General features: G+C 70.9%; 17 protein-coding genes. 10 read left to right on the forward strand and 7 right to left on the reverse strand.

Annotated elements, in window-relative coordinates; all coding sequences use genetic code 11:
* Nucleotides 1-20: 20 nt before the first annotated feature.
* The 4 genes from DI272_RS42600 (at nt 21) to DI272_RS42615 (ending at nt 2,813) form a co-directional block, all read left to right on the forward strand.
* Entirely contained in the window at nt 21-434 is a 414-nt protein-coding gene (locus DI272_RS42600) for a DUF742 domain-containing protein (protein ID WP_109500483.1), read from the forward strand.
* Nucleotides 435-582: 148 nt separating this feature from the next.
* On the forward strand, nt 583-1,188 hold the full coding sequence (locus DI272_RS42605) for an ATP/GTP-binding protein (RefSeq protein ID WP_109500484.1): 606 nt from the start codon (nt 583-585) through the stop codon (nt 1,186-1,188).
* 197 nt (nt 1,189-1,385) lie between these two features.
* A complete protein-coding gene (locus tag DI272_RS42610; RefSeq protein ID WP_109500485.1) occupies nt 1,386-1,799 on the forward strand; it encodes a roadblock/LC7 domain-containing protein in 414 nt (137 codons plus the stop codon).
* Between the two features lie 126 nt (nt 1,800-1,925).
* Nucleotides 1,926-2,813, forward strand: coding sequence for a DUF6397 family protein (locus DI272_RS42615; protein WP_109500486.1), 888 nt, complete (start codon nt 1,926-1,928; stop codon nt 2,811-2,813).
* A gap of 34 nt (nt 2,814-2,847) precedes the next feature.
* Here DI272_RS42615 and DI272_RS42620 read toward each other — a convergent pair whose 3' ends face one another.
* Nucleotides 2,848-3,717 carry an acyl-CoA thioesterase II gene (locus DI272_RS42620; protein WP_109500487.1) on the reverse strand — a complete coding sequence of 290 codons (870 nt, stop codon included), beginning with the start codon at nt 3,715-3,717 and terminating at the stop codon, nt 2,848-2,850.
* Nucleotides 3,718-3,736: 19 nt separating this feature from the next.
* Nucleotides 3,737-6,250, reverse strand: a complete 2,514-nt coding sequence (locus tag DI272_RS42625) for an RNA helicase (protein ID WP_109500488.1) — start codon at nt 6,248-6,250, stop codon at nt 3,737-3,739.
* 145 nt (nt 6,251-6,395) lie between these two features.
* Between DI272_RS42625 and DI272_RS42630 the strand changes: the two genes are divergently transcribed.
* Nucleotides 6,396-7,190 carry a metal-dependent hydrolase gene (locus tag DI272_RS42630; RefSeq protein ID WP_109500489.1) on the forward strand — a complete coding sequence of 265 codons (795 nt, stop codon included), beginning with the start codon at nt 6,396-6,398 and terminating at the stop codon, nt 7,188-7,190.
* A gap of 44 nt (nt 7,191-7,234) precedes the next feature.
* Here DI272_RS42630 and DI272_RS42635 read toward each other — a convergent pair whose 3' ends face one another.
* From DI272_RS42635 to DI272_RS42650, 4 genes are all read right to left on the reverse strand, one after another.
* Nucleotides 7,235-7,495 carry a type B 50S ribosomal protein L31 gene (locus DI272_RS42635; RefSeq protein WP_109500490.1) on the reverse strand — a complete coding sequence of 87 codons (261 nt, stop codon included), beginning with the start codon at nt 7,493-7,495 and terminating at the stop codon, nt 7,235-7,237.
* Nucleotides 7,496-7,510: 15 nt separating this feature from the next.
* Nucleotides 7,511-7,981, reverse strand: coding sequence for a DUF5709 domain-containing protein (locus DI272_RS42640; RefSeq protein WP_109500491.1), 471 nt, complete (start codon nt 7,979-7,981; stop codon nt 7,511-7,513).
* Between the two features lie 432 nt (nt 7,982-8,413).
* Entirely contained in the window at nt 8,414-10,195 is a 1,782-nt protein-coding gene (locus DI272_RS42645) for an ABC transporter ATP-binding protein (RefSeq protein ID WP_109500492.1), read from the reverse strand.
* Nucleotides 10,192-12,264 carry an ABC transporter ATP-binding protein gene (locus tag DI272_RS42650; RefSeq protein ID WP_109500493.1) on the reverse strand — a complete coding sequence of 691 codons (2,073 nt, stop codon included), beginning with the start codon at nt 12,262-12,264 and terminating at the stop codon, nt 10,192-10,194. The genes DI272_RS42645 and DI272_RS42650 overlap by 4 nt, the downstream gene beginning before the upstream one ends.
* A gap of 145 nt (nt 12,265-12,409) precedes the next feature.
* On the opposite strand from DI272_RS42650, the gene DI272_RS42655 reads away from it, so the two are divergent.
* The 3 genes from DI272_RS42655 to DI272_RS42665 all read left to right on the forward strand — a co-directional run bounded on the left by DI272_RS42655 (nt 12,410) and on the right by DI272_RS42665 (nt 16,340).
* Nucleotides 12,410-13,150, forward strand: coding sequence for a L,D-transpeptidase family protein (locus DI272_RS42655; protein ID WP_258314843.1), 741 nt, complete (start codon nt 12,410-12,412; stop codon nt 13,148-13,150).
* A 57-nt stretch (nt 13,151-13,207) separates the two neighbouring features.
* Nucleotides 13,208-14,806: a peptide-N4-asparagine amidase gene (locus DI272_RS42660; RefSeq protein ID WP_258314844.1), complete on the forward strand. Its 1,599-nt coding sequence runs from the start codon at nt 13,208-13,210 to the stop codon at nt 14,804-14,806.
* 172 nt (nt 14,807-14,978) lie between these two features.
* The gene (locus DI272_RS42665) at nt 14,979-16,340 is read left to right on the forward strand and encodes a cation:dicarboxylate symporter family transporter (protein WP_109500496.1); all 1,362 of its coding nucleotides are present in this window, start codon (nt 14,979-14,981) and stop codon (nt 16,338-16,340) included.
* Between the two features lie 53 nt (nt 16,341-16,393).
* Here DI272_RS42665 and DI272_RS42670 read toward each other — a convergent pair whose 3' ends face one another.
* Nucleotides 16,394-16,882: a MarR family winged helix-turn-helix transcriptional regulator gene (locus DI272_RS42670; protein WP_109500497.1), complete on the reverse strand. Its 489-nt coding sequence runs from the start codon at nt 16,880-16,882 to the stop codon at nt 16,394-16,396.
* Nucleotides 16,883-16,976: 94 nt separating this feature from the next.
* Between DI272_RS42670 and DI272_RS42675 the strand changes: the two genes are divergently transcribed.
* Together DI272_RS42675 and mltG are read left to right on the forward strand one after the other, a co-directional pair.
* Nucleotides 16,977-18,785: an ABC transporter ATP-binding protein gene (locus tag DI272_RS42675; RefSeq protein WP_109500498.1), complete on the forward strand. Its 1,809-nt coding sequence runs from the start codon at nt 16,977-16,979 to the stop codon at nt 18,783-18,785.
* Nucleotides 18,786-18,828: 43 nt separating this feature from the next.
* The gene (gene mltG / locus DI272_RS42680; RefSeq protein WP_109500499.1) at nt 18,829-19,671 is read left to right on the forward strand and encodes an endolytic transglycosylase MltG; all 843 of its coding nucleotides are present in this window, start codon (nt 18,829-18,831) and stop codon (nt 19,669-19,671) included.
* The last annotated feature ends 4 nt before the right edge of the window (nt 19,672-19,675 follow it).

Consider the following 19,675-nt stretch of genomic DNA (forward strand, 5'->3'; position numbering starts at 1 on the left):
GACGAGAAGGCGGTCCGCCCATGACGGAGGGCATGACGGGCGCCCCGCGCGAGCAGGGCAGCCAGTGGTACGACGGCGAAGCCGGGCCCCTCGTCCGCCCGTACGCCATGACGGGCGGACGGACCAGACCCGGCCCGACCGGAGTGCGCTTCGACCTCATCGCGCTCGTCACCCTGGACGCGGCGGCGCCCGGCCCCGGTGAGGACACCTCGCTGGGGCCGGAGCACCGGGCGCTGATCGAACTGTGCCGCCTGGAGACCCAGTCGGTCGCCGAACTCTCGGCGGGCGCGGACCTCCCCGTGGGGGTCGTCCGGGTGCTCCTCGGTGACCTCCTGGAACTCGGCTGCGTCACCGTCAGCCGCCCGGTGCCGCCGGCGCAGCTTCCTGACGAACGGATTCTGCGCGAGGTGATCGAAGGACTGCGAGCCCTGTAGATGAAACTTCGAAAGCTCACATGCACGAGTCGGTCACATCGGCCTAATAGCGGTCCAACCCCCCCGAAGGGGTGCCGCAGTTGTCATCATGCTGACTTCACGCACCTGCACCGCCGACCGTTGCCGGCGCTCCCGAGAGAAGTGATCGATGGTCTCCGAGACTTCCGATGCCCAGGGCGGCGAGCCGACCGCGCTGGCGTTGAAGATACTGGTCGCCGGCGGATTCGGCGTGGGCAAGACCACCATGGTGGGCGCGGTCAGCGAGATCAGGCCGCTGCGGACCGAGGAACTGCTCAGCGAGGCCGGTCAACTCGTCGACGACACGGACGGCGTGGACCAGAAGGTCACGACGACGGTCGCCATGGACTTCGGCCGGATCACCATCCGCTCCGGCCTCTCCCTCTACCTCTTCGGCACGCCCGGCCAGGACCGCTTCTGGTTCCTGTGGGACGAGTTGTCGCAGGGCGCCCTCGGTGCCGTGGTCCTCGCGGACACCCGGCGCCTCGAGGACTGCTTCCCCGCGGTCGACTACTTCGAGCACCGGCACATCCCGTTCGTGGTGGCCGTCAACTGCTTCACGGGCGCCCGCACCTACGGCGCCCAGGACGTCTCACGCGCCCTCGACCTGGACAGTGGCACCCCGGTGGTGCTCTGCGACGCCCGTGACCGCGACTCGGGGAAAGAAGTGCTGATCCGGCTCGTCGAGTACGCGGGCCGCATGCACACCGCCCGGCTCCTGGACTCGGTGGGCTGATCCCCGGAGGGTCCCGCGGCGACGGACTGACCGTCGGTGCGCCGAGTCCGGAGCGGGCGACCCGGCGGGAACTGACCGAAGGCCGTCGTTCTTACCTGGGCCATGCCCTGTCCTCCTTGCCCCGGACGCCGGTCGTCGGCAAGGGTGGCGAGGAACTCCTCCGGCCAGGGGGAGACGTCACACGGGGAGACGGAGACATGGCGCAGAACCAGGGACTCGGCTGGCTGCTGGACGATCTGACCGAGCGCGTCGACGACGTCCGGCACGCGTTGGTGCTGTCCACCGACGGCCTGGTGGCGGGGGCCAGCACGGGCCTGCGCCGCGAGGACGCCGAGCACCTCGCCGCCGTCGCGTCCGGACTGCACAGCCTGGCCAAGGGCTCCGGCCGGCACTTCGGCGCCGGCAGAGTCCGCCAGACGATGGTCGAGTTCGACGACGCGGTGCTGTTCGTCACCGCGGCGGGCACCGGCAGCTGTCTGTGCGTGCTCAGCGGCGCGCAGGCCGACATCGGACAGATCGCCTACGAGATGACACTGCTCGTCAACCGGGTCGGCGAGCACCTCGGCGTGGACGTCCGACAGCCCGAGCGAAGCCCGGCCGTAGACCTCTGACCTGCTGATTCGCCATCCCCCGTGGAGTTATCCACAGGCCCGCTCCGAGATTCGCCAGACCGGCTACGGTTTTTGTCACGGCGAACGCACACAGCGTGAGCACCGACTCCACGGGGGAGTACGACCATGACCGGCACCACCCTCACCAGGCCCCAGCAGCTCTCGCTCACTCCGGGCCGCGCAGCGCGCGAACTGGGCCTGAAGCGGAACGAGTTCGACCTGGGCGTCCATCTCGGCCATATCCGGACCGTCCCCGACGAAGGGGGAGGGGGCCGCCGGGTCGCCCGCCGCGAACTCGACCGGCTCCGTGCGGAGGACGGCTTCCCCGAAGCGTTCCAGCAGCGCGTGCGGGCCGTGGGCACCACCGAGGGCGCGGAGATCATGGACATCCCCGCCGGCCGGTTCACCCGCCTGGCGCGTCTCGGTGTGGTGGCGCCGGTGCGCTTCTATCTGAACAGGTACCGGGCCGTGGTCTGGCTCTACCTCGCCGAGGAACTGGGGCAGTGCGCCGCCGACGAGCGGAACGCGGTCCTCCTGCACGCCCGCCGGATGCCCGAAGGCATGCGCGCCCTGCTGGACGAGGGCGTTGACCTGCGCCCGCGGAACTGGCGCGCGCGGCACCAGGAGTTCCTGCTGCGGGTGTGCGACGGCCCGTGGGAGAGCGCCGGAGCCCTCGCCGCCTTCCTCGACCCCGCCCAGATCGCGGAGCTCGTCCGGGACCCGTACGAGCGCTCCTACCTGAACCGCTTCCGTCCCCTGCCGCCGCACCAGGGCGCACCGGGCACGCCCGCCGCCCATCTCACCGAGCGGATCATGACGGCCGACGACCCGGACGAGATCAGCCGCCTGCGGATCCGACTGGCCCAGGCCATGGAGGACGCCCGCACGCTCCGGCCCGCGCCCCGCCCTGCGGGGGAGCAGCGGCCGACCGCACCACCGCCCGCACCCCATGAAGCCGCCTCCCGGGACACGCCCCGAGGACTGCTGAGCCGGCTGCGTCGCAGAAGCGCATGACGCAAGCGCGAGAACGGCGGGTGCCCACCTGGACCTACAGCGCCCGGAACAGCCCCTCCTGGACGACGGACACCAGAAGGCGCCCCTCCAGGTCGTAGATCCGCCCACGGGCCAGGCCCCGTCCACCGGTCGCGATGGGGGACTCCTGGTCGTAGAGAAACCACTCGTCCGCGCGGAACGGCCGGTGGAACCACATGGCGTGATCGAGCGAGGCGATGTCGAAACTCCGCGGACCCCACAGCGGTTCGACCGGGAGGCGCACGGCGTCCAGGAGCGTCATGTCGCTGGCGTAGGTCAGCGCGCAGGTGTGCACGACCGGATCGTCCCCGAGCGGTCCCACCGCGCGCATCCACACCGCGCTGCGCGGCTCGGCGTCCTTGACCTCCTCGGGCGTCCAGCGCAGCCGGTCCACATAGCGGATGTCGAAGGGTTGGCGGCGCGCCATCCGCTCCAACTGTTCCGGCAGGGCGCCCAGATGCCCGCGGATCTCCTCCGCGACCGTCGGCAGGGACTCGGGGGCCGGGACCTTGCGGGCCGGTGGCAACTGATGCTCGAACGGCCCTTCCTCGGGCTGGTGAAAGGAGGCGGTGAGATTGAAGATCGTGCGGCCCTGCTGCACGGCGGTGACCCGGCGGGTCGTGAACGACCGGCCGTCCCGCACCCGTTCGACCTGGTACACGATCGGTACCCCCGGCCGGCCCGGGCGCAGGAAGTACGCGTGCAGCGAGTGCACGGGCCGGTCGCCGTCGGTCGTCCGGGCGGCGGCGACCAGCGCCTGGCCGGCGACCTGGCCGCCGAAGACCCGCTGCAAGGACTCCTGCGGGCTGCGGCCACGGAAGATGTCGAGCTCGATCCGCTCCAGGTCGAGCAGGTCGACCAGCCGCTCGGCCGGGTTCGTCGTCATGACTGCGTCTCTCCTGTGCTCACAGCTGGCCGACGTCGGTGACGCGGACGATCGCGCGGCCCTCCGCGTCGGAGGCCGTCAGATCGACCTCCGCGCTGATGCCCCAGTCGTGGTCGTCGTTCGGGTCGTCGAAGATCTGCCGGACGCGCCACAGACGGTTCTCCGGTTCCTCCTCGATCAGGAGCAGCTTGGGGCCGCGGGCGTCGGGGCCGGTGCCGAGGTCGTCGTACTCGTCCCAGTACTTGTCCATCGCCTCGCCCCAGGCCTCCGCGTCCCAGCCCGACTCGGCGTCCATCTCGCCCAGTTCCTCGACCTGGTCCAGGGCGGCGAGCTCCACGCGACGGAACATGGCGTTGCGGACCAGGACCCGGAAGGCGCGGGCGTTGGTGGTGACCGGCTTGACCTCGTCGGCCTTCTCCTGGGCCTCCTCGGCGGTCATCTCCTCCGGGTTGGCGAGCTGCTCCCACTCGTCCAGCAGGCTGGAGTCGACCTGGCGGACCATCTCGCCGAGCCACTCGATGAGGTCCTGGAGGTCCTCGGACTTGAGGTCGTCGGGGATGTTGTGATCCAGCGTCTTGTAGGCACTGGCGAGGTAGCGCAGGACGATGCCCTCGGTGCGGGCGAGCTCGTAGAACGACACCAACTCCGTGAACGACATGGCCCGTTCGTACATGTCGCGGATGACGGACTTCGGGGAGAGCGGGTGGTCGCCGACCCAGGGGTGGCTCTTGCGGTAGGTGTTGTAGGCGTGGAAGAGCAGCTCTTCCAGCGGCTTCGGGTACGTGATGTCCTGGAGACGCTCCATGCGCTCCTCGTACTCCACGCCGTCGGCCTTCATCGCGGCGACGGCCTCGCCCTTGGCCTTGTTCTGCTGGGCGACGAGGATCTGCCGCGGGTCGTCCAGCGTCGACTCGACGACCGAGACCATGTCGAGTGCGTAGGACGGGGACTCCGGGTCCAGGAGCTCGAACGCGGCGAGGGCGAAGGTGGACAGCGGCTGGTTCAGCGCGAAGTCCTGCTGGAGGTCGACCGTGAGGCGGACGATCCGGCCCTCGGCGTCCGGCTCGTCCAGCTTCTCGACGATGCCGCCGTCCAGCAGCGAGCGGTAGATGGCGATCGCCCGGCGGATGTGCTTGAGCTGCGCCTTGCGCGGCTCGTGGTTGTCCTCCAGCAGATGCCGCATCGCCTCGAAGGCGTTGCCGGGGCGGGCGATCACCGACAGCAGCATCGTGTGCGTCACCCGGAAGCGGGACGTCAAAGGCTCCGGCTCGGAGGCGATCAGCTTCTCGAAGGTGTTCTCCGTCCAGCCGACGAAGCCCTCCGGCGCCTTCTTGCGGACCACCTTGCGCCGCTTCTTCGGGTCGTCGCCGGCCTTGGCGAGCGCCTTCTCGTTCTCGATGACGTGCTCTGGCGCCTGCGCGACCACGAAACCCGCCGTGTCGAAGCCGGCCCGCCCGGCACGGCCGGCGATCTGGTGGAACTCACGGTTGCGCAGGGTGCGCACGCGGTTTCCGTCGTACTTCGTCAGCGCGGTGAACAGCACCGTGCGGATGGGGACGTTGACACCGACGCCGAGGGTGTCGGTGCCGCAGATGACCTTCAGCAGACCGGCCTGCGCGAGTTTCTCCACCAGACGCCGGTACTTGGGCAGCATGCCGGCGTGGTGCACCCCGATGCCGTGCCGGACGTAACGGGAGAGGTTGCGGCCGAACTTGGTGGTGAAGCGGAAGTTGCCGATCAGGTCGGCGATCTGCTCCTTCTCCTCCTTCGAGCACATGTTGATGCTCATCAGCGCCTGCGCCCGCTCCACGGCCTGCGCCTGAGTGAAGTGCACGATGTAGACCGGCGCCTGCCTGGTCTGGAGGAGTTCGGTCAGTGTCTCGGTGAGCGGGGTGAACTTGTACTCGTAGGACAGCGGCACGGGACGGGTCGCCGAGCGGACCACCGCCGTCGGGCGGCCGGTGCGCCGGGTCAGGTCCTTCTCGAACATCGAGACGTCGCCGAGCGTGGCCGACATCAGGATGAACTGCGCCTGGGGCAGCTCCAGGATCGGGATCTGCCAGGCCCAGCCGCGGTCGCCCTCCGCGTAGAAGTGGAACTCGTCCATCACGACCTGGCCGACGTCCGCCTGCTTGCCGTCGCGCAGCGCGATGGACGCGAGCACCTCGGCGGTGCAGCAGATGACGGGGGCGTCGGAGTTCACGGAGGCGTCGCCGGTGAGCATGCCCACGTTCTCGGTGCCGAAGATCTTGCACAGCTCGAAGAACTTCTCCGAGACCAGCGCCTTGATCGGAGCCGTGTAGAAGGTGACCTCGTCACGGGCGAGGGCGGCGAAGTGGGCGGCCGCCGCGATCATGCTCTTGCCGGACCCGGTGGGCGTCGACACGATCACGTTCGCCCCGGAGACCACCTCGATCAGCGCCTCCTCCTGATGCGGGTAGAGGGTGAGCCCGCGCTCCTCCGCCCACGACTCGAAGGCTTCGTAGAGGGCGTCGGGGTCTGCGGTCGGCGGCAGCTGATCGATGAGGGTCACCCACCCATCTTGCCTGCCCCACCCCACTACAGGGGAATCGGATGCGGGCACGAAGATCACGAGCAGTACGCTGTGTCGCCGACGAGGCGTCAGGGCATCCGGTCAACTGCGCAGCGGTACACGAGGAATGGGGCGGGCAACGGCGATGATGGGACCAGCACACTCACTGTCGGGGGCCGCGGCCTGGCTCGGCGTCGGAGCGGCCGCCGCCGCGGCGGGCCACGCGATGCCCTGGCCGGTCCTGCTCGCCGGAGCGCTGATCTGCGCGGGGGCCGCCCTCGCCCCCGACCTGGACCACAAGGCGGCCACCATCTCGCGCGCCTTCGGGCCCATCTCGCGAGGGCTGTGCGAGATCGTCGACAAGCTCTCCTACGCCGTCTACAAGGCGACGAAGAAGCAGGGCGACCCGCGTCGCTCCGGCGGGCACCGCACGCTCACCCACACCTGGCTGTGGGCCGTCCTGATCGGTACCGGTGCCTCGGTCGCGGCGATCACCGGAGGCCGCTGGGCCGTCCTGGCGATCCTCTTCGTGCACATGGTGCTCGCCATCGAGGGCCTGCTGTGGCGGGCGACCCGTGGTTCCAGTGCCGACGTCCTGGTGTGGCTGCTGGCCGCGACCAGTGCGTGGATCATCGCCGGGGTCCTCGACAAGCCGGGCAACGGCTCGGACTGGCTGTTCACGGACCCGGGCCAGGAGTACCTGTGGCTGGGGCTGCCGATCGTGCTGGGCGCGCTGGTCCACGACATCGGGGACGCCCTGACGGTCTCGGGCTGCCCGATCCTGTGGCCGATCCCGGTGGGCCGCAAGCGCTGGTACCCGATCGGTCCGCCCAAGGCCATGCGGTTCCGCGCGGGCAGCTGGATCGAGCTGAAGGTGCTGATGCCAGCGTTCATGGTGCTCGGCGGGGTGGGCTGCGCAGCAGCACTGAATTTCATCTGAGGCAGGCGCACGCGGCCGGTGGCGGGGACGGCCGCAGGGGAATCTCACCCCTCGGAGGCCGCTCCGCCGCCGTACCGGCGCTCGAACTGCGCGATGCGCCCTTCGGAGTCCACGGTGCGGGCCTTGCCGGTGTAGAAGGGGTGGCTCTCCGAGGAGATCTCGACGTCCACCACGGGGTAGGTCTCGCCGTCGTCCCAGTCGATGGTCTGGTCGCTCGTGGCGGTGGACCGGGTCAGGAAGGCGTATCCGGCGGCCCGGTCGCGGAAGACCACCGAGTGGTAGTCGGGGTGCTTGTCCTGCTGCATGCGTGCTCCTCGGGGTCAGCCGGACAGGGAGTCCTCGTCGACGATGTGCATCGCGGCCTCCTCGGCGGAGGCGGCGGCGCCGTCGATGCCCACGTCCGTGGCGATCAGGGCGCTCTCCTCGTCCTCGTGGGCACCTTCGTCCGGTGCCACCAGACGGCCGGAGCGACGGGCGCCGACTTCGTTGTCCAGCAGTTCGCCGTCGGTGCCGTCGCAGTCGCCGATGCCGTCGCCGTCGGGCGCGACGACATCCGGCAGTTCCTCGGCGAGCCGCTGCTCCAGGCTCTCGCCCTGCCACCGCTCGGCGGCTGTCACACCGGTGTGCTCCACCGCCCATGGTCTGTCCGGAGGGGACCAGCCGCGGTCGAGGGGGTCGTCGACACCGTCGTTCTCCAGGGTGTCCTCCGCGTCGAGCAGCCCGGAGTCGTCCTGGATCTCGGATCCGTCGGGCTGGTAGACGTCGTCGCCCCATCCGTCGGCGCTGTTCACGGGTACCTCCAGGTGCTGGGGACGGGCGCGGTCCCGCAGCGGCCGATCGTGCGTCGCCGCTGCGCGGGGCACAGACCGCACCCGGGGAACCCGACCGTCCCCGGGCACTCCCCGAGCCGGTGCCGATATCCAGCCTTCCATCCCCTTTCGGGACCGCGCAACGGCACGGGGGCAAGCGGGGGCGCCGGATCCTGGGAGGTGGAGGGGGAGGAGGGGGGCGAAGGAGGCGGACGGCACGAGGGCGTCGAAGGAGACGAGCGAGGCCGAGGCCGCCCGACGGCTGCTCCGTCCAAAGACGCCGCTCCCCGCCCAGCGGCGGAGCATCCCGTCGCACCCGCCCCCCTCATCCGGTCGCACCCGACCCGCTCGGCCGTCGCACCCGCCCCCCTCATCCCGTGGCGCCCGACCCCCTGGGCGTCGCACCCGACCCGCTCAGCCGTGCCAAGACCTCCACAGCGCCGCATACGCCCCGTCCGCCGCGACCAGGTCGTCATGGCTGCCCAGCTCGCTGATGCGGCCGTTCTCGACGACGGCGATGATGTCCGCGTCGTGGGCGGTGTGCAGCCGGTGGGCGATGGCGACGACGGTGCGGCCGTCGAGGACGCGGGCCAGGGACCGCTCCAGGTGACGCGCCGCGCGCGGGTCGAGCAGGGATGTCGCCTCGTCCAGGACCAGCGTGTGCGGATCGGCCAGCACCAGCCGGGCCAGCGCGATCTGCTGGGCCTGCGCCGGCGTGAGCGCGAGGCCACCCGAGCCGACCTCGGTGTCGAGGCCGTCGTCGAGGGCGCGCGCCCAGCCGTCCGCGTCGACCGCGCCCAGCGCCGCCCACAGCTCGGCGTCCTCGGCACCCGTGCGGGCGAGGAGGAGGTTGTCGCGCAGCGAGCCCACGAACACGTGGTGCTCCTGGTTGACGAGGGCGACGTGCGAGCGGACGCCCTCCGCGGTCATCCGGGACAGCTCCGCGCCGCCCAGGGTGATCCGGCCGTCCCGTGGCGCGTAGATGCCCGCGAGCAGCCGTCCCAGCGTCGACTTCCCCGCACCGGACGGGCCGACCAGCGCCATCCGGGTGCCGGGGGCGACCTCCAGAGACACCTTGCGGAGCACGTCGACGCCCTCCAGGTAGCCGAAGTGCACCCGGTCCGCGTGCACATGGCGCCCCTCGGGGGACACCGAGGCGTCACCGGCGTCCGGCTCGACCTCCCGGACGCCGACCAGACGGGCCAGAGACACCTGGGCGACCTGCAACTCGTCGTACCAGCGCAGGATCAGCCCGACCGGGTCGACGAGCATCTGAGCGATCAGCGCCCCGGTCGTCAGCTGGCCGACGTCGATCCAGCCGTGCAGCACCATCACACCGCCGACCATCAGGACCGAGGCGAGGATCATCACGTGGGTGACGTTGATGAACGGGAACAGCACCGACCGCAGCCAGAGCGTGTACCGCTCCCACGCCGTCCACTCCTTGATCCGACGCTCCGACAGCTCGACGCGACGCCGCCCGAGCCGGTGCGCCTCGACGGTGCGCCCGGCGTCCACGGTCTCGGCGAGCGCGGCGGCGACGGCGGCGTACCCGGCGGACTCCGACCGGTAGGCGGACGGCGCCCGCTTGAAGTACCAGCGGCAGCCGATCACCAGCAGCGGCAGGGCCAGCAGTACGGCCGCGGCCAGCGGCGGAGCCGTGACGACGAGCCCGCCGAGCAGCAGCACCACCCACACCGTGCCGATCGCCAGCTGGGGCACGGCCTCGCGCATGGCGTTGGCCAGCCGGTCGATGTCGGTGGTGATGCGGGACAGCAGGTCACCGGTACCGGCCCGTTCCAGTACGCCCGGCGGCAGGCCGACCGAGCGCACGAGGAAGTCCTCGCGCAGGTCGGCCAGCATCCGTTCGCCGAGCATCGCGCCGCGCAGCCGTACCTGTCGTACGAACACGGCCTGGACGACGAGTGCGGCCACGAACAGCCCGGCGGTCAGCTCCAGATGCACCTCCCGGGCTCCCTCCGCGACCCGGTCGACGAGTCCGCCGAGCAGCCAGGGACCCACCATCGACGCCACCACGGACACCGTGTTGACGGTGACGAGGAGGAGAAGGGCACGGCGGTGCCTGCGGAACAGTTCGGCCACATAGGCGCGTACGGTCGCGGTGCCCCCGACGGGCAGGGTGTTCGCCGTCGTCGGGGCCGCCGGGTCGTACGCCGGTGGCGCCACGCCGATCATGCCGTCTCCTCGATCTCTTCCAGTGCGCCCGTCAGGGCGGCTTCGTCGTCGGTCTCGCGCGTGACGACCGCGCGGTACCGGGGTTCCTTGTGCACGAGTTCGCGGTGCACGCCCACCGCCACGACCTCGCCCTCGTGGACCAGGACGACCCGGTCCGCGCGGTCCAGCAGCAGCGGAGAGGAGGTGAACACGACGGTGGTGCGCCCCGTCCTCACGTCCCGTACGCCCTCGGCGATACGGGCCTCGGTGTGCGAGTCCACGGCCGAGGTCGGCTCGTCCAGGACGAGCACCTCGGGGTCGGTGAACAGCGACCTGGCCAGCGCGAGCCGCTGGCGCTGGCCGCCCGACAGGGAACGGCCGCGCTCGGTGATCCGGGCGTCCATCGGGTCCTCGGCGCCGAGCGAGCCCTGCACCAGGGCGGCGAGGACGTCGTCGCACCGTGCGGCCGCCAGCGCCTCGCGGGCGTCCACGTCCCCCGACGCGGGCACGTCGAGGAGTTCGCGCAGGGTGCCGGAGAGCAGAACGGGGTCCTTGTCCTGCACGAGCACGGCAGTGCGCGCGGAGTCGAGCGGCAGCTCGTCCAGCGGCACCCCGCCCAGCAGCACAGACGGGTCTTCCCCGGCCGATGCCGGGTGGCCGCCCAGCCGTTCCGCCAGGCGCCCCGCAGCGTCCGGGTCCCCGCACACCACGGCCGTCAGTCGGCCCGCGGGCGCGAGCAGCCCGGTCGCCGGGTCGTACAGGTCGCCGGACAGGTCACCGGACGGCACCTTCCCGGCCGATGAACTGGTCGACGATCCGGCCGGCGAACCGGCCTCAAAGCCGGCCTTGCCGCCGGTCGACGAGCCGGCCTCAAAGTCGGCCTTGCCGCCGGTCGACGAGCCGGCCTCAAAGTCGGCCTTGCCGCCGGTCGACGAGCCGGACTCGACGCCGGCCTCCGAGCCGGTCGCCGAGCCCGCCCTCGTGCCGCCGTCGGAGACGCCCCCCGAGCCCGCCGTCGTGCCGCCGTCGGTGATGCCCGCAGAGCCCGCCCCCGTGCCGACATCGCAGACGCCCCCCGAGCCGGCCTCGGAAGTGGCCCGCGTCAGCGACAGCACCCGCGCGGCCCGGCGGGCCGAAGGACGGGAGAAGGAGTACGCCATGGCGATCTCCTCGAAGTGCCGCAGCGGATAGGTCAGCACCATGACCGAGCTGTAGACGGTCACGAGTTCGCCGACGGTGATCCGGCCCTCGCGGGCGAGGCCGACGCCGTGCCAGACGACCGCGATCAGCAGCAGCCCCGGCAGCAGCACCTGGATGGCCGAGATCAGCGACCACATCCGGGCGGTGCGCACGGCGGCGTGCCGGACCTCCTGGGAGGCGCTGCGGTACCGGTCGAGGAACAGCTCCTCGCCACCGATGCCGCGCAGCACCCGCAGGCCGGCGACGGTGTCCGAGGCCAGCTCGGTGGCGCGGCCGGCCTTCTCGCGCTGGAGGTCGGCGCGCCGGGTCGCCCGGGGGAGCAGCGGCAGCACCGCGAGCGCCAGCACGGGCAGCCCGACGGCGACGACCACCCCGAGCGCGGGCTGGTAGACGACCAGGCCCACACAGACGAACAGGATGGTGAGCGCGGCGGCGGTGAACCGGGAGACGGCCTCCACGAACCAGCCGATCTTCTCGACGTCGCCGGTGGAGACGGCCACGACCTCACCGGCGGCGACCCGCCGGGTCAGCGCCGAGCCCAGCGTCGCCGCCTTGCGGGCGAGCAGCTGCTGGACGCGCGCGGCGGCCGTGATCCAGTTGGTGATGGCGGCGCGGTGCAGGAAGGTGTCGCCGATCGCGTTGCCGGCGCAGGCCAGCGCCAGCAGCCCGCCCGCGAGGGCGAGCCGGCTGCCGGAGCGGTCGACGACGGCCTGGACGGCGAGGCCCACGCAGAACGGCAGGGTGGACACGGACACGAAGTGCACCAGTCCCCAGGCCAGGGATCTGAGCTGGCCGCCCAGTTGATTCCGGAAGAGCCACCACAGGAATCGGGGACCCGAGCGCGCGTCCGGCACACCCGGGTCGGGATACGGAAGGTCTTGAATCTGCATGACGGATGACGTCCCAGTGGCTCGTGTCAGGGGGTGATGGGGACCGCGGACGGCGGTAGCAAACCGTGAAAGGTTCGCGTCATCGCGCGGTCGGAGGCAACCGGTTTTCCGCGTGTCCGGGCGCACCCGGTGCGACCATGGCCGGGTGTCGATCGATGTACGGCGTGCGGTGCTCTGCGGTTCCCTGGTGCTGGTCCTGGCCGCCTGTTCGGGGCCGAGGGGTGCCGACCCGCCGACGAAACCTCGGGCCGGGGCCGGGACCGCCGCCCCGGAGGACATCCCCGGCGTCGGCGACCGCCTCCGACACCGCATCCCCGCCGACTCCCGCCAGGTCGTCGCGGTCTACGGCGACGGCGTGAACGCGCCGAACGCCACCGTCGTGCTCTACACCCAGCGCGGCTCGGAGAGCGCCTCGAAGCGGGCCTCGCAGCGCGGCACCACCTGGGAGCGCACCCGCAGCTGGCCCGCGCACAACGGCAGGAAGGGCTGGACGACCGACCACCACGAGGGCGACAAGCGCAGCCCCGTGGGCGTGTTCACGCTCAGCGACGCGGGCGGCGTCCTGAAGGACCCCGGATCGAAACTGCCGTACACGCAGTCCGCGGCCTTCACCGCCCCGCGCTGGTGGCCGAGGTCGCACTGGCACGACTTCGACTACGTCATCGCCATCGACTACAACCGCGTCAAGGGCACCCCTCCGAACGACCCGACCCGCCCGGAGGGCGAGCGCAGGGGCGGCGGCATCTGGCTGCACATGGACCACGGCAGCGGTACGTCGGCCTGCGTCAGCCTGTCCAAGTCCGCGATGGAGTACCTGCTGCGCACGCTCGACCCGGACCGGCATCCTGTGGTGGTGATGGGGGACAGGGCCGACCTGGCGGGCTAGTACGCCCGCCGGAGGCGTCATTGCGCCGCACGCCCAACTCGCCGTAGAACACCGGCCATGAAGAGACGGCTTATCATGTCCATGCTCGGCGGAGCGACCCTCCTGGCGAGCACCCTCCTCGGGGCGGCACCGGCCCAGGCCGTTCAACCCGCAGACGTGCCCGCCGAGTTCGGCAGCGACTGGCACGACCCGATCACCGCCGCCCCGCCCGTCACCAAGCCCTCCGGCAGGTCCTGCCAAGTCACGCTCGCGGAAGCCCAGTTCCGTGACTTCACGCCGTACCGGGGGAGTTACACGCCTCCCGAAGGCTGCGGCGACCGCTGGAGCAAGGTGGTCCTGCGGATGGACGGCAAGGTGAAGGGCCGTCAGTACGACCGGCTCGGCCATCTGCGCGTCGGCGGGGTCGAGATCTTCCGCACGTCGACCCCGGAGCCGTCGCCCGACGGGATCGAGTGGTCGGTCGAGAAGGACGTCACGCGCTACAGCGACACCTTCCGCTCCGCCCAGGACGTCGAGATGCTGATCGGCAACGTCGTCGACGACACGTACACGGGCGTCATCGACGTCAAGGTCAGGCTGACGTTCTACGCGGGCCGGCCGTCCGCCGCCCGGACCCCCGACCGGGTCCTGCCCCTCACCGACGGCACCGTCACCACGCCGCGCAACAGCGAACGCATCGTCGCCGAGGTGTACGCCACCGGCTCCGGCGGCGGGTGCGAGGAGTACTGGTACCTGACGGTGCCCGACGCGGCGCCGTACTCCTGCAAGGCCGACAACGGTCCCTACCGCGAGGTGCAGATCAAGGTCGACGGTCAACTGGCCGGAGTCGCGGCGCCGTTCCCGCACGTGTGGACGGGCGGCTGGTCCAACCCCTTCCTCTGGTACGTCATTCCGGGACCGCGCGCCTTCGACGTCAAGCCGATCGAATACGACCTGACACCGTTCGCCGGTCTCCTCAACGACGGCGCGCCGCACCGCGTGCAGGTGGACGTCGTCGGCGTGCCCGAGGGGCAGAGCGGCTGGAGCGCGCCCGTGAACATCGCCGTCTGGCAGGACGCGGAGCGCGCGCACGTCACCGGCGGGCTCACCGCGCACACCGTCGGCGACCTCACCAACTCCTCGGTCCACACGCCCGGTTCGGAGCACCGCCTGGACACCGAGGGCGCCCACCGGCTTACCGTCACCGGATACGTCGACACCTCGCACGGCCGCGTGACCACCACCGTCCGCCGGTCGCTGACGAACACCTCCACGCACCGCTGGGCCGAGGGCGAGAACCTGGACGGTCTCGACGCGACCTGGACGGACACCGAGTCGGTCACCGTCGACGGACGCGGCCCGGCGCACACGACGCGCACCCGGCGGACGTACACGATGAACGGCACGACGACGATCGGCGCGGACGACCGGCTGCGGACCGTGCTGACGCTCGGCGACCGTGCCTCGGTCGACGTCGACGTCGACGGCCGTCACCGGCAACGGCTCGACGACACCTACACCGGCGACGCCACCTGGACCCTCAACGTCCCGCGCGACCAGCGGCACGCGGTCGGCACGACGAGGGAGCGCTACCGGCTGTCCGGCCCGGGCGGCTGCTACGACCGCTCGCTGGCCACCGTTCAGGGGGTGCTGACCGAGGATCGCGCGGGCTGCTGAAGGGAGTTGTGTGCGATGCGTCACTCGAGGCGGGATTTACGCGGCTGAAACACGGCGGTCTTGTGCGAGATCAACGGCACGGTCAGAGTGATCGACACGGAAACCGCTTTCCGTATCGCAGAAGTTCTGCTCCTCGACCTCTGTGTGCCACCGTCCCCCACAAGGAGTGCCCGTGCCGCCGTCCGTCCCGTCCCTGCCGCGACGCGGCGCACGCATACTGCGTACCTCACTCTTCGCGCAGGTCCTCTGCGCACTGGTCCTCGGCATCGTTGTCGGGAAGCTCTGGCCCGGATTGGCCGCCGACCTCCAGCCGCTCGGCGACGGCTTCACCCGGCTCATCAAGACGATCATCTCCCCGCTCGTGTTCTGCGTGGTCGTCGTCGGGATCGCGAAGGCCGGTGACCTGAAGGCGTTCGGCCGGATCGGGCTCAAGGCCCTGATCTGGTTCGAGGTGGCGAGCACGCTCGCGCTGGTCATCGGCCTGCTCGCCGCCAACGTCGGCCGGCCCGGCTCGGGCATGCACGTCGACCCCTCGACGCTGGACGCCTCGGCGGTGGACGCCAAGACCGGCGGCGGTCAGCTGCCCTCGACGACCGAGTTCGTCGTCAACGCGATCCCGACCAGTTTCATCGGCGCGTTCGCCGAGAACGAGCTGCTCCAAGTCCTCATCCTGGCCTGTCTGGTGGGCGCCGCGCTGCTCCACCTCGGCCACGCCAAGGTGCCGCAGATGCTGCCCGCCCTCGAGCAGGCCCAGGAGATCATCTTCGCGGTCGTCGGTTTCATCATGCGTCTCGCCCCGATCGCGGTGTTCGGTGCGATGGCCGTCCTCATCGGCCAGTACGGGCTCGGCGTCATCGAGACCTACGCCAAGCTGATCGTCCTGTGCTACGTGGCCGCCGCGTTCTTCATCGCGCTCCTCGCCGTCGCCCTGCGCCTGGTCACCGGGCTCAGCCTCTGGAAGTTCCTGCGCTACATCCGCGCCGAGATGCTCCTCGCGCTCGGCACCGCGTCCACCGAGTCCGTCATGCCGCGCGTCATGCAGAAGCTGCGCCGGGCGGGGGCCCGCGACGACGCCGTGGGCCTGGTGCTGCCGACCGGCTACTCCTTCAACCTCGACGGCGCTTCGCTCTACCTGTCCATCGGCACGCTGTTCATCGCCCAGGCGGTCGGCGTCGACCTCAGTCCGGGCCAGCAGATCACCGTGGTCCTGGTGCTGATGCTCACCAGCAAGGGCATGGCCGGCATCCCCGGCTCGGCCTTTCTCGCCCTGTCTGCGACCGCGTCCTCGCTGGGGGCGATCCCGGCCGGTGCCGTCGCGCTGCTGCTCGGCGTGGACCGGATCATGGACTCCATGCGCGTGGTGACGAACCTGCTCGGCAACTGCGTCGCCGTCTTCGCGGTGTCGCGGTGGGAGGGGGCGCTGGATCTGGAGAAGGCCAAGAGGGTGCTGAACGGTGAGACCGAGGAGGCCGAAGAGGGCGCGCCCGGGGTCCCCGTCCAGCGGACCAAGGAGACGGTGACCGAGGCCGGCTGACCCCCGTCACCGAAAAGGGCCGCGGCGACCAGCCGCGGCCCTTTCCCATGCCCTCAACAGTGCTTCCCCGCCTCGGGTGGGTCCCCGTCCAGCAACGTGTCCAGCAGCCCGCCCAGCACCTTCCGCTGCTCCTGCGTCAACGGTGCCAGAATCTCCGCCGCCGCCGACCGCCGCGCCCCCCGCAGCTCGCGCAGCGCCTTGCGTCCGTCGTCCGTGAGCTCGATCCGGATCACTCGCCGGTTCGTCGGATCCGGCACCCGCCGCACCTTGCCGCCCGCCTCCAGGCCGTCGACCAGGGTCGTCACCGCGCGCGGGACGACTTCGAGCCGCGCGGCCAGATCGGCCATGCGCGGCGGCGAGCCGTAGTGCGCGAGGGTGCGCAGCAGCCGGGACTGGGCCGGGGTGACACCCATGCCGCTCTGCTCGATGTGCCGCTTCTGGATGCGGTGCACACGCCGCGTGAACCGCAGCAGCTGCTCGGCGAGCAGGGCATCGGGATCGGAGGCGGTCGCGGGGCCGGTCACGGACACGGGGTCGGTCATGCGGGAACAATAACAGGACTATGTGCATTGTGAGTATAGGTAACTATGAGCTAAGGTCCGTAAGTCTCTTACGACGAGCCTCCCGAAGGAGCCCATGCACCCCGACAACGAACTCAAATGGACCCCGCCCGGCGACGCCGGCACGGCGGGGCAGCCCCGGCAGGTCCGCCGCATCCTGAAGCTCTTCCGCCCCTATCGCAGCCGCCTCGCCGTCGTCGGCCTCCTCGTCGGCGCCGCCTCACTGGTCTCCGTCGCCACGCCCTTCCTGCTGAAGGAGACGCTGGACGTCGCGATCCCCGAGGGCCGTACCGGCCTGCTCAGCCTGCTGGCGCTCGGCATGATCCTCAGCGCCGTGCTGACCAGCGTCTTCGGCGTCCTGCAGACCCTGATCTCCACCACCGTCGGTCAGCGCGTCATGCACGACCTGCGCACCGCCGTCTACGACCGCCTCCAGCGCATGTCGCTGGCGTTCTTCACGCGCACGCGCACCGGCGAGGTCCAGTCCCGCATCGCCAACGACATCGGCGGCATGCAGGCCACCGTCACCTCCACCGCGACCTCCCTGGTCTCCAACGCCACCAGCGTCGTCGCCACGATCGTCGCGATGGTCGCCCTCGACTGGCGTCTGACCGTCGTCTCGCTGCTCCTGCTCCCCGTCTTCGTGTGGATCAGCCGCCGGGTCGGCAACGAACGCAAGAAGATCACCACCCAGCGCCAGAAGCAGATGGCCGCGATGGCCGCCACCGTCACCGAGTCCCTCTCGGTCAGCGGCATCCTCCTGGGCCGCACCATGGGCCGCTCCGACTCGCTCACCCAGTCCTTCTCGGAGGAGTCCGAGCGCCTGGTCGACCTCGAGGTGAAGGCGAACATGGCCGGCCGCTGGCGCATGGCCGTCATCACGATCGTCATGGCCGCCATGCCCGCCGTCATCTACTGGACCGCGGGCCTCGCCCTCCAGATGGGCGGCCCGGACGTCTCGATCGGCACGATCGTCGCCTTCGTCTCGCTCCAGCAGGGCCTGTTCCGCCCCGCGGTCAGCCTGCTCGGCACCGGCGTCCAGATACAGGCCTCCCTCGCGTTGTTCCAGCGCATCTTCGAGTACCTCGACCTGCCGTTGGACATCACCGAGCGCGAGAACCCCGTCCACCTGGACACCGTCAAGGGCGAGGTCCGGTTCGAGAACGTCGAGTTCCGCTACGACGAGAAGGGCGCGCCCACGCTCGACGGCGTCGACATCGCCGTCCCCGCGGGCAGCAGCCTCGCGGTCGTCGGCTCGACCGGCGCCGGCAAGTCCACCCTGGGCCACCTGGTGCCGCGGCTCTACGACGTCACCGGCGGCCGGGTCACCCTCGACGGCGTCGACGTCCGCGACCTGGACTTCGACACCCTCGCGCGCGCGGTCGGCGTGGTCTCCCAGGAGACGTACCTCTTCCACGCCACGGTCGCCGACAACCTGCGCTTCGCGAAGCCGGACGCCACCGACGAGGAACTGCACGCGGCGGCGAAGGCGGCCCAGATCCACGATCACATCGCGAACCTGCCCGACGGCTACGACACGGTGGTGGGGGAGCGCGGCCACCGCTTCTCCGGTGGCGAGAAGCAGCGTCTGGCCATCGCCCGCACGATCCTGCGCGATCCGCCGGTGCTGATCCTCGACGAGGCGACCAGCGCCCTGGACAACCGCACCGAGCGGGCCGTCCAGGAGGCCATCGACGCCCTGTCCGCCAACCGCACCACGCTCACCATCGCGCACCGGCTGTCCACCGTCCGGGGTGCCGACCAGATCGTGGTCCTGGACTCCGGCCGCGTCGCGGAACGCGGCACGCACGACGAACTGCTGGAACGGGACGGGCGGTACGCGGCCCTCGTACGCCGGGATGCTCAACTGGAACCGACAAGCTGAAGATATGCCGGGTTTGTAACGATGTGGGGGTTACCGTGCCCGCATGTACCAGAACACTCCGTCACGGAGCACGATTCGACTGACGCGCCGGGGCCGACTCGTCCTCATCGCGACCGGGGCCGTCGTGGCCGGCACCGCCGTGGCGGTGCCGCTGCTGAGCCTGGACAGCGACAAGGACGCCAAGCCCACCTCACTGGTGATCCCCGAGGGCTGGCGCTCCGGCCAGGTGTACGACGCCGTCGACAAGGCCCTCGCCCGTCCGGCCGGCACCACGAAGAAGGCGCTGGCCAAGGCCGCTCTGAAGCTGCCGAACGACGCCGAGGGCAATCCGGAGGGCTACCTCTTCCCGGCGACCTATCCGCTGAACGACAAGTCCACGCCGGAATCGCTGCTGTCGTTCATGGTCAACACCGCGAACCAGAAGTTCAACGGCGCGCCCGTCGCCGCCGGCGCCCAGCGCAACGCGATGAACGTCTACCAGGCCGTCACCATCGCGAGCATCGTCCAGGCCGAGGCCGCCACCAAGGCCGACATGGGCAAGGTGGCCCGGGTCATCTTCAACCGCCTGGAGCGCGGGATGCCGCTCCAGATGGACTCCACCATCAACTACGCGCTGAACCGTGCCACGCTGCGGACGTCCGACGCCGACACCCGGATCGACAGCCCCTACAACTCGTACCAGCGCATGGGGCTGCCCCCGACCCCGATCGACAACCCGGGCGAGGACGCGATGCGCGCCGCGATCTCCCCGACCCCCGGCGACTGGCTGTACTTCGTCACGGTCAAGCCGGGGGACACCCGCTTCACGGCGAACTACGAGGAACACCTGCGCAATGTCGCCGAGTTCAACGCGACCCAGAAGAAGAGCGCGCAGCCCAGGACGTGACGCC

The organism is Streptomyces sp. Act143 (assembly GCF_003143935.1).
Lineage (GTDB): Bacteria > Actinomycetota > Actinomycetes > Streptomycetales > Streptomycetaceae > Streptomyces.

Coding starts and splice junctions, on each gene's coding strand:
- DI272_RS42650 (WP_109500493.1), bottom strand. CDS start 12,264: ATGCAGATTCAAGACCTTCCGTATCCCGACCCGGGTGTGCCGGACGCG.
- DI272_RS42605 (WP_109500484.1), top strand. CDS start 583: ATGGTCTCCGAGACTTCCGATGCCCAGGGCGGCGAGCCGACCGCGCTG.
- DI272_RS42670 (WP_109500497.1), bottom strand. CDS start 16,882: ATGACCGACCCCGTGTCCGTGACCGGCCCCGCGACCGCCTCCGATCCC.
- DI272_RS42645 (WP_109500492.1), bottom strand. CDS start 10,195: ATGATCGGCGTGGCGCCACCGGCGTACGACCCGGCGGCCCCGACGACG.
- DI272_RS42610 (WP_109500485.1), top strand. CDS start 1,386: ATGGCGCAGAACCAGGGACTCGGCTGGCTGCTGGACGATCTGACCGAG.
- DI272_RS42615 (WP_109500486.1), top strand. CDS start 1,926: ATGACCGGCACCACCCTCACCAGGCCCCAGCAGCTCTCGCTCACTCCG.
- DI272_RS42635 (WP_109500490.1), bottom strand. CDS start 7,495: ATGCAGCAGGACAAGCACCCCGACTACCACTCGGTGGTCTTCCGCGAC.
- mltG (WP_109500499.1), top strand. CDS start 18,829: ATGTACCAGAACACTCCGTCACGGAGCACGATTCGACTGACGCGCCGG.
- DI272_RS42660 (WP_258314844.1), top strand. CDS start 13,208: ATGAAGAGACGGCTTATCATGTCCATGCTCGGCGGAGCGACCCTCCTG.
- DI272_RS42620 (WP_109500487.1), bottom strand. CDS start 3,717: ATGACGACGAACCCGGCCGAGCGGCTGGTCGACCTGCTCGACCTGGAG.
- DI272_RS42675 (WP_109500498.1), top strand. CDS start 16,977: ATGCACCCCGACAACGAACTCAAATGGACCCCGCCCGGCGACGCCGGC.
- DI272_RS42600 (WP_109500483.1), top strand. CDS start 21: ATGACGGAGGGCATGACGGGCGCCCCGCGCGAGCAGGGCAGCCAGTGG.
- DI272_RS42630 (WP_109500489.1), top strand. CDS start 6,396: ATGATGGGACCAGCACACTCACTGTCGGGGGCCGCGGCCTGGCTCGGC.